Source organism: Moorena sp. (assembly GCF_982860115.1).
Window position 1 is genome coordinate 1 of sequence record NZ_CEYLVT010000315.1, and the last position, 6,843, is coordinate 6,843.

The 6,843-nt window shown below is 43.1% G+C and carries 5 protein-coding genes and 2 pseudogenes; 4 read left to right on the top strand and 3 right to left on the bottom strand.

Going from position 1 to position 6,843, the window contains the following annotated elements; all coding sequences use genetic code 11:
• Both AC4II3_RS30175 and AC4II3_RS30180 read right to left on the bottom strand, forming a co-directional pair.
• Positions 1-181 (bottom strand): annotated as a pseudogene (locus AC4II3_RS30175) (hypothetical protein); the annotation flags it as partial.
• Between the two features lie 43 nt (positions 182-224).
• A complete protein-coding gene (locus AC4II3_RS30180) occupies positions 225-572 on the bottom strand; it encodes a hypothetical protein (protein WP_488017200.1) in 348 nt (115 codons plus the stop codon).
• Positions 573-801: 229 nt separating this feature from the next.
• Here AC4II3_RS30180 and AC4II3_RS30185 point away from each other — a divergent pair.
• Positions 802-1,062: pseudogene (locus AC4II3_RS30185) on the top strand (element excision factor XisH family protein); the annotation flags it as partial.
• 17 nt (positions 1,063-1,079) lie between these two features.
• On the opposite strand, the gene AC4II3_RS30190 reads toward AC4II3_RS30185, so the two are convergent.
• Positions 1,080-2,087, bottom strand: coding sequence for a glycosyltransferase family 2 protein (locus AC4II3_RS30190; RefSeq protein ID WP_488017198.1), 1,008 nt, complete (start codon positions 2,085-2,087; stop codon positions 1,080-1,082).
• Positions 2,088-2,100: 13 nt separating this feature from the next.
• Between AC4II3_RS30190 and AC4II3_RS30195 the strand changes: the two genes are divergently transcribed.
• From AC4II3_RS30195 to AC4II3_RS30205, 3 genes are all read left to right on the top strand, one after another.
• The gene (locus tag AC4II3_RS30195) at positions 2,101-2,304 is read left to right on the top strand and encodes a hypothetical protein (RefSeq protein ID WP_488017196.1); all 204 of its coding nucleotides are present in this window, start codon (positions 2,101-2,103) and stop codon (positions 2,302-2,304) included.
• Between the two features lie 525 nt (positions 2,305-2,829).
• Positions 2,830-5,781, top strand: coding sequence for a tetratricopeptide repeat protein (locus tag AC4II3_RS30200; RefSeq protein WP_488016409.1), 2,952 nt, complete (start codon positions 2,830-2,832; stop codon positions 5,779-5,781).
• A gap of 114 nt (positions 5,782-5,895) precedes the next feature.
• On the top strand, positions 5,896-6,420 hold the full coding sequence (locus AC4II3_RS30205) for a calcium-binding protein (protein WP_488016411.1): 525 nt from the start codon (positions 5,896-5,898) through the stop codon (positions 6,418-6,420).
• Positions 6,421-6,843 lie beyond the last annotated feature (423 nt).

A 6,843-nucleotide genomic window follows, 5' to 3' on the forward strand; every position in this document is an offset into this window, starting at 1 on the left:
AGTAGGGAGTAGGGAGTAGGGAGTAGGGAGTAGGGAGTAGGGAGTAGGGAGCAGGGACTAGGGAGCAGGGAAGGTAATCATTAAGCTGACGGCACCTCAAGTAGCGTGGCAAACTGCCAACGGCTGATAGCTGAATCCTTACTTTATAACTGCTATATATCGAAAATATAGCAGTTATCACCCAAATAATAATTACTATAGTATTTTAAAAATTAATCCTGCCATCACCAGTTGCGATAATGCTCATAGTCCCAACACTCGCCATGTTCCCAAGCTCTTCCCGTTGCTTCACAGTTGTAGGAGTCATTAATCCAAGGAATACTGGTTGGGTGGGCGTCAAAAATTTTATTTTTAACAATAAATTCATCATTGTGATTAGGTGTTGTTTTCTGATTTATATCTTTCATAAATAAGGATGATGGTAATAATCCAAATATCAAAAATTTAAGACTAAAAAAAGAAAGACTCAATACTAAGCTAGAAGTAAGGTTGATTACTAATAGTTTTTTGGGTTTATTTTTAGGTTTAAAAAGGCGATTATCTTGAAGCTGATAAATAGATCTATAAACCATAAATAAGAGTTTAGGTTTTTTTTCTTTGAAATCAGCGTAGCAATTATCGGTTTGCCAACAGGTTTGCGTTCATGTATAACTTCTGTATGTGTATGTATAACTTTTGTTGACGGTTGACCCTTGAAAGTAATCACCATAAGCATTTCAGTGATTCCACTTACAGATAATGGCAAAATGGCATAATTGTGAAATGGAAAAATGGCAAGATGAGATTTAGTGGGTCATTACAATAGTATTTTTAGGCGTTGGTGAATTAGATTATGATTTATACACTCTCGAAAAAGACGGGTAGACGATTACGAATGACCCGTTCATCTTAGTGTTAGGGCAAACCCTATTGAAAGCTGATTTAGGAGCATAAAAGTTTTTTGCTGCTGAGAAAGAAGGACGTAAAATTGCTGTGGAACTTAAAGGCTTTGAGTCTTCTTCAGTTATTAATGAACTGGAAAAAACAATGGGACAGCTTCAGCTTTACCAATGGGCTTTGGACTGATGCAGTAGTTTCAGTTAGTACAAGCTAGATCCACCTACCAACATCCTCTCTCTCCCCTGAGCCATCATCCATTGCATCAACTGCTGCCACTCTGGTGACTTCCCTAACCCATCAGCATCAAACTCCCCGCCCCAATTCCTGGAAAACTCGGCAAAATTCTCTGCCCAATGTACCACTGTTTCCATGGGTAAATAAGGACTATAGCCCCAAGCCTGTTGTAAATACTTGATCATTTCCCTGGGATGTCCTGTATTATACAAATACCAAGCAATCCATACTAGGGTGCCATAGCGCACCTGATTTTCTAATAGACGGACTGCTTGTGGTAAATCAGCCTGTTGGAAGAAGTTGTCAATGGCTGCCGACAGGGAGCGAGCTTGAGGAAGTCCTTTGTGCATGGCACTTTGGTGATGTTGCCGATAGCCTACGGTTACCTCACGCAACCAAGCAGCTGGACAACCCTTGAGGGCTAACCGTAGCAAGATTTCTGTATCTTCAGCGGGTGGAAACCTGGGGTCAAACCCGCCAACGGACTCTAGCCAATGGCGACGGAACATCATCGCACTAGGTAGGACTGGCTTCCACAGTAGCCAACTTTCTAAGTTTAATTCTGGTACTTTCTCCCATGGACGCACCGTCATAAGTAGCTTACCCTGGGAATCGACACGATACCAACCACTATGGACAATTCCCAGATGGGGTTGTGCTTCAAACACTGCTAACTGGGCAGCTAACTTACCTGGCAGAAAAAAGTCATCGGCATCGAGGAATGCCACAAATTCACCCAAGGCTAGTTTAATGCCATGGTTGCGGGCAAGAGAGACTCCTTGGTTTTCTTGATAAATGTAACGAATGCGTCCGCGATAGGGTTGCAACAGTGATCGAGTCTGGTCTGTTGAACCATCATCAATTACTACTACCTCATAGGAACAGGCTTCTTGATTCAGGGCACTTTCCACTGCTTCGGTAATATAGCGATCGCAATTATAGGCGGGAATAATTACACTGACTTGTGGTATCATTTACGACTCTCCCATGACCCGATTGAGCACTGCTATAGCTTTATATAGCAAAGGGAACAGCGGATCTGGGAACAGGCAACAGCGGATCTGGGAACAGGCAACAGCGGATCTGGCAACAGGGAACAGCGGATCTGGCAACAGGCAACAGGCAACAGGCAACAGGCAACAGGCAACTTCGGGACAAAAATTCTCACAATTCCTACACAAATCCCCATAGTAATTAGGTAAGCATATGCGCTACGCGCACGCTACTTGAGGTGCCGTCAGCCGTCAGCCTACGGCCAATAGCTGATAGCTGATAGCTGTTAGCTGTTAGCTTATGTTATTAGCTTTTTTTATGAAACTAATATGAAGATTTAATGATAACAATATAAAAACTTTGCCAAAAAAATTTGTTTCAAACAAAAACTAGAGCGAAATAGTCGTTTTATGTAAAAAAACCACAAAAAATCCTAAAACTGTGAAAATTAACTTTTTTTGTTTATTGCTATATACTAATATAGGTAATCTACAAACTTAGGTAATGAGTAATAGTCATTACGTTACAGTCATTCAATTACAACTAACAAATTGCAAATAACCAGTTAGCAATTTGGTGTCCTTTGTTACGGTTATCTGAGCTAGTTTTAACTAGACGTTAATTATCAAAACTCTAACGGTTGAAAACCAGGATGCTGGATTGAAGCGGGGGACAGTTTAACTATCCATCTGCCCAAGCTAGTTCTAACCCGATAGCTGCCTAATGATCAAGGTTGAATCAAGTTACCAACAAGTCAAGGCTTATTTAGCCAAGAAGCAATGGGGTCAAGCCGTTGCTTCGTGTCGGCAAGCCCTGAAACGGCAGCCTGATTCTGGGGAATTCAATGTATTACTAGGCTTTGCCCTAGCTGCTCAGGGAAAGCGGAGGCAAGCAATTTATGCCTATACTAAAGCGGTGCAACTCCAACCGGAACGAGCTCAAACTCATGGCTGCTTAGGTGAGTTATATAGTCAACTCAAGGATTTCTCAACAGCAGAATGGCATTATCAACAGGCTGTTTGGCTACAACCCGGTCATGGTGAGTACCATTACAATCTAGGAATCACCAGGCACAAGCTGTGGGAGTGGGATGGTGCCAAAGAAAGCTATCAGCAAGCGATCGCTCTTAACCCCAAGGATGCCAAAGCCCACTATCACCTAGGAGTGTTGTATGGTGAACGGGGTCAGTTAGAGGAGGCCAGCAACAGTTATCGCCAAGCCATTACCAACCAGCCAGATTACCTTAGCGCTTATAATAACTTGGGCTGTGTTCTTTACGATCTAAAACAATTCGAGGCAGCAAAGGCGGTCTATAAAGAAGGTATCGACCAACAAGGTATCGACCATAATCCTAAGTGTGGGACTCTGTATAATAACCTGGGTAAGGTGCTGCAAGCACAAGGTAAGGCAGCTGAGGCTCTGGTGGCATACAGTAGTGCGATTGAGTTAAACCCAGAGCTAAAATCAGCTTACTTAAATCTGGGTCGGTTATGGCAACAGAAGGGGAATTATCCGGTAGCAGTGCAGTACTTTGAAAGGCGGCTTTTGCTGGATCCAGAACAGATATTGACCTACAGTGAATGCGCCAGCGCTTTGATGGCTCAGGGGAAACTAGCCCTAGCTTTTGACTATTTACGAAAAGCGATCGCATTGCAACCAGCTTTTGTGGAGGCTTATTGCCAACGTGCTAAAGGTTTACCAGGCCAGGACATATTTGAGCGATCGCAAATTTATTGTTCTGGATTTCTTGAGGCACTACGGAACAAAGAGGATACTTTCCAAGTCTGCCTTTATCTGTGGCAGACTTATCTGTATTTAGGGAATACCTTGTTTGAGTATGGTGCATCAAAGCAGGCGGAAAAGTATTACCAGAAAGCGTTACAGATTCAGCCAGACCAGATTGAGTTGTATATACGGTTAGGGGATTGTTTAGCCGAGCAGCAGCGACTAGATGCAGCAGTAATGACTTATCACATGGGTTTAGCCTTGCAACCAGCTCATCCTCAGATTTATCTACGGTTAGGGCAAGTCTTGAGCAAACAAAAGCGGTTCCAGCAAGCCCTTGAATACTACGAAGCCCTCTGGCATCAGCACTTAGAAGAGGGCAAGGTCAGCGGTAAGCTTGGTAGTCTCGGAGTCTTGCCGATAGATAACGTGCCGATAGATAAGGTGCCGAGAAATAACTATAGTGCTAAGCCCCAAGATAACTATAGTGCTAAGCCTCTCACCTCCCAACCCCCTCACCGGATCAAGGGAATTTATAAAGCGACTAGAGACTGGTATATCAACACAGAGTGCCATGGCTGCTACTACATAGAGGTACCTTGGTCAACCATCGATAAGGATTGGCAATATACGGGATCGAGGGATATTGAAGTTTCTGTGAACCATGGTTTACAGGGCAATGGTTTGCCAAAGGATCTCAACACCATGTCCATGGTAGCGCCGCCAGCTTCTGCTCTGGCTCCTATATCTGTTGACCCCAGCCAGTCCCAGTCTCAATCCCAGTCTCAGTCTCAGTCCCAGTCTCAATGTGGCGGTGTTACCTGTAATCGATGTATGAGACGACTGTGTCGCCAGTTTGAGTCAATTCATCTGGGCAAGAGGGTCTATCAGTGTAACCCACCGGAAACACTGTCTGTGGATTGCCCTACTGTTTTTGTGGCGACTATCCCACAAGGACGGGCTTGGATTGCCCCCCAAAGGAGTTACTGGAAGATTTGTAATGGCATCGCCATCATTACCCCAGATGATTATTTGCTATCTGACGTCTCTCGAAATTACCCATGGTATTTACCTGGATGTGAGAATTACAACCCCAGAAACCATTTAATATTTAGTCTGGATCAGATGCCGCCGTTAGAGTACATTGATGGCACAGTAGCGGTTCTATCGGGATTGTCGGGAAATGGCTACTACCACTGGATGTTTGATGTCCTGCCTAGAATTGAAATCCTGCGCCGCAGTGGGATAGATTTCACTAAGATTGATTGGTTTTTGATCAACACGCCACAGCAACCCTTTCAACAAGAGACCCTCAATTGCTTAGGCATTCCTGCTCACAAAATTATCTCAAGCGATCGCTACCCCCATATTCAAGCCCAGGAGTTAGTCTTACCCTCCTTTCCTGGAGATTTTGATTGGGTACCGAAGGGTACTATCAACTTCCTCAGAGAGAGGTTTTTACCGCAAACTCTCGAATTAAGATACCCAGAGCGTATATACATCACTAGAGCTCAAGCCAGACATCGACAAGTTCTCAACGAAACTGAGGTCAAGGAGCTGCTATCCCAATTTGGTTTTATTACGATTGCTCTAGAAAGCCTGTCTGTGAGGGAACAAGTTGCTTTATTTGCTTCTGTCAAAGTAATTGTTGCTCCCCATGGCGCTGGTTTGACCAATACGGTATTTTGTCGCCCTGAAACTCAAATCATAGAACTAGTGTCACCCAATTATGTGAGAACAGATTACTGGATTATTAGCCAACAACTGGGACTGAAACATTATTATATAAAAGGAGAAAATTTTGACTGTCAACCTATTCGCCAACTAATGTATACTAGCTCACTCACAGAAGATATATTAGTTAACCTAGATTCCCTTTATTCAGTAATGAAAATTACTGGCTTAAATCAGCTATATTCAAGGGTATCTAACCAATCAGGAGGGAAATAATGCCATTTTAAAAAACTATTTTAGAATAAAAAAAATAATAGTGTGGCAAAAAAAATTGTTATAAATTATAGTTTATAGGTAATATCAACTAGGATAAAGAAGGAGTTATAGTAAATGTCTTCTATTGTTGCTGACCCAGATGTTGAAGTTATCCCAACTAATGAAGATGGCTTCGTGATTTTAGGACCAGACGATCAAGAAAGTAATGTTCAGGGGAGCGATGGTCTAGATGTTATTCAGACTGGTGATCAAACCGATGACATTAGCGGTGGTGACGGGGATGATGTGGCGCTGGGTGGAGCCGGAGATGACCAAATCACTGGCGATGGAGGCGATGATGTGGTGCTGGGTGGAGAAGGAGATGATAACCTGATCATAGGACCAGGAACTGATGTGGCGATCGGAGGTCCTGGAAATGATACATTTACCTTCGAGTTCTTTGACGATCAACCGGATATTATTACTGAGTTTCAGTCTGGAGAAGATAGAATCGTGATTCCAGGGGTTAGTGACCAGACTAACGTGACTTACGATTCGATCACTGGTGAGCTAAAAGTCGATGGGCAAACCATTGCTCAATTGAGTTCAGGTTTGGATCTTGAAATTAATCAAACTGACGATGGTTTTGAGATACTTTAGTAGGTCAGTAATCAGCAATCAGCAATCAGCAATCAGCTATTAGCAATCAGAAATCAGCAATAAGTTATTAGCAATCAGCTATTAGCTATTAGTAATCAGCATCAGTAATCAGCTATTAGCATATGCGCACGCTACGCGAACAGCAATCAGCTTATGCTTTACATCACAGGCTTCTAGCCTATGCCACGATCTTTGAGGTGCCAACGGCTGACCACTGACCGCTTACAGCTGACTGCTTAATGCTTGATTTGAGATGTGAACATAACTTTAATAAGGAAAGGCAACAGGCAACAGGCAACAGGCAAGAGTTAATAAGGAAAGGCAACAGGCATGCATGCAACAGACAAGAGTTAATTAAGTAGCGCTCCATCCCTATTGCCTATTGCCTATTGCCTATTGCCTATTGCCTATTGCCTATTGCCT

Bases quoted from the DNA above. Each gene is read 5' to 3' on its own strand.
- AC4II3_RS30180 (WP_488017200.1), bottom strand. From the start codon at position 572: ATGGTTTATAGATCTATTTATCAGCTTCAAGATAATCGCCTTTTTAAA.
- AC4II3_RS30190 (WP_488017198.1), bottom strand. From the start codon at position 2,087: ATGATACCACAAGTCAGTGTAATTATTCCCGCCTATAATTGCGATCGC.
- AC4II3_RS30195 (WP_488017196.1), top strand. From the start codon at position 2,101: ATGACCCGATTGAGCACTGCTATAGCTTTATATAGCAAAGGGAACAGC.
- AC4II3_RS30200 (WP_488016409.1), top strand. From the start codon at position 2,830: ATGATCAAGGTTGAATCAAGTTACCAACAAGTCAAGGCTTATTTAGCC.
- AC4II3_RS30205 (WP_488016411.1), top strand. From the start codon at position 5,896: ATGTCTTCTATTGTTGCTGACCCAGATGTTGAAGTTATCCCAACTAAT.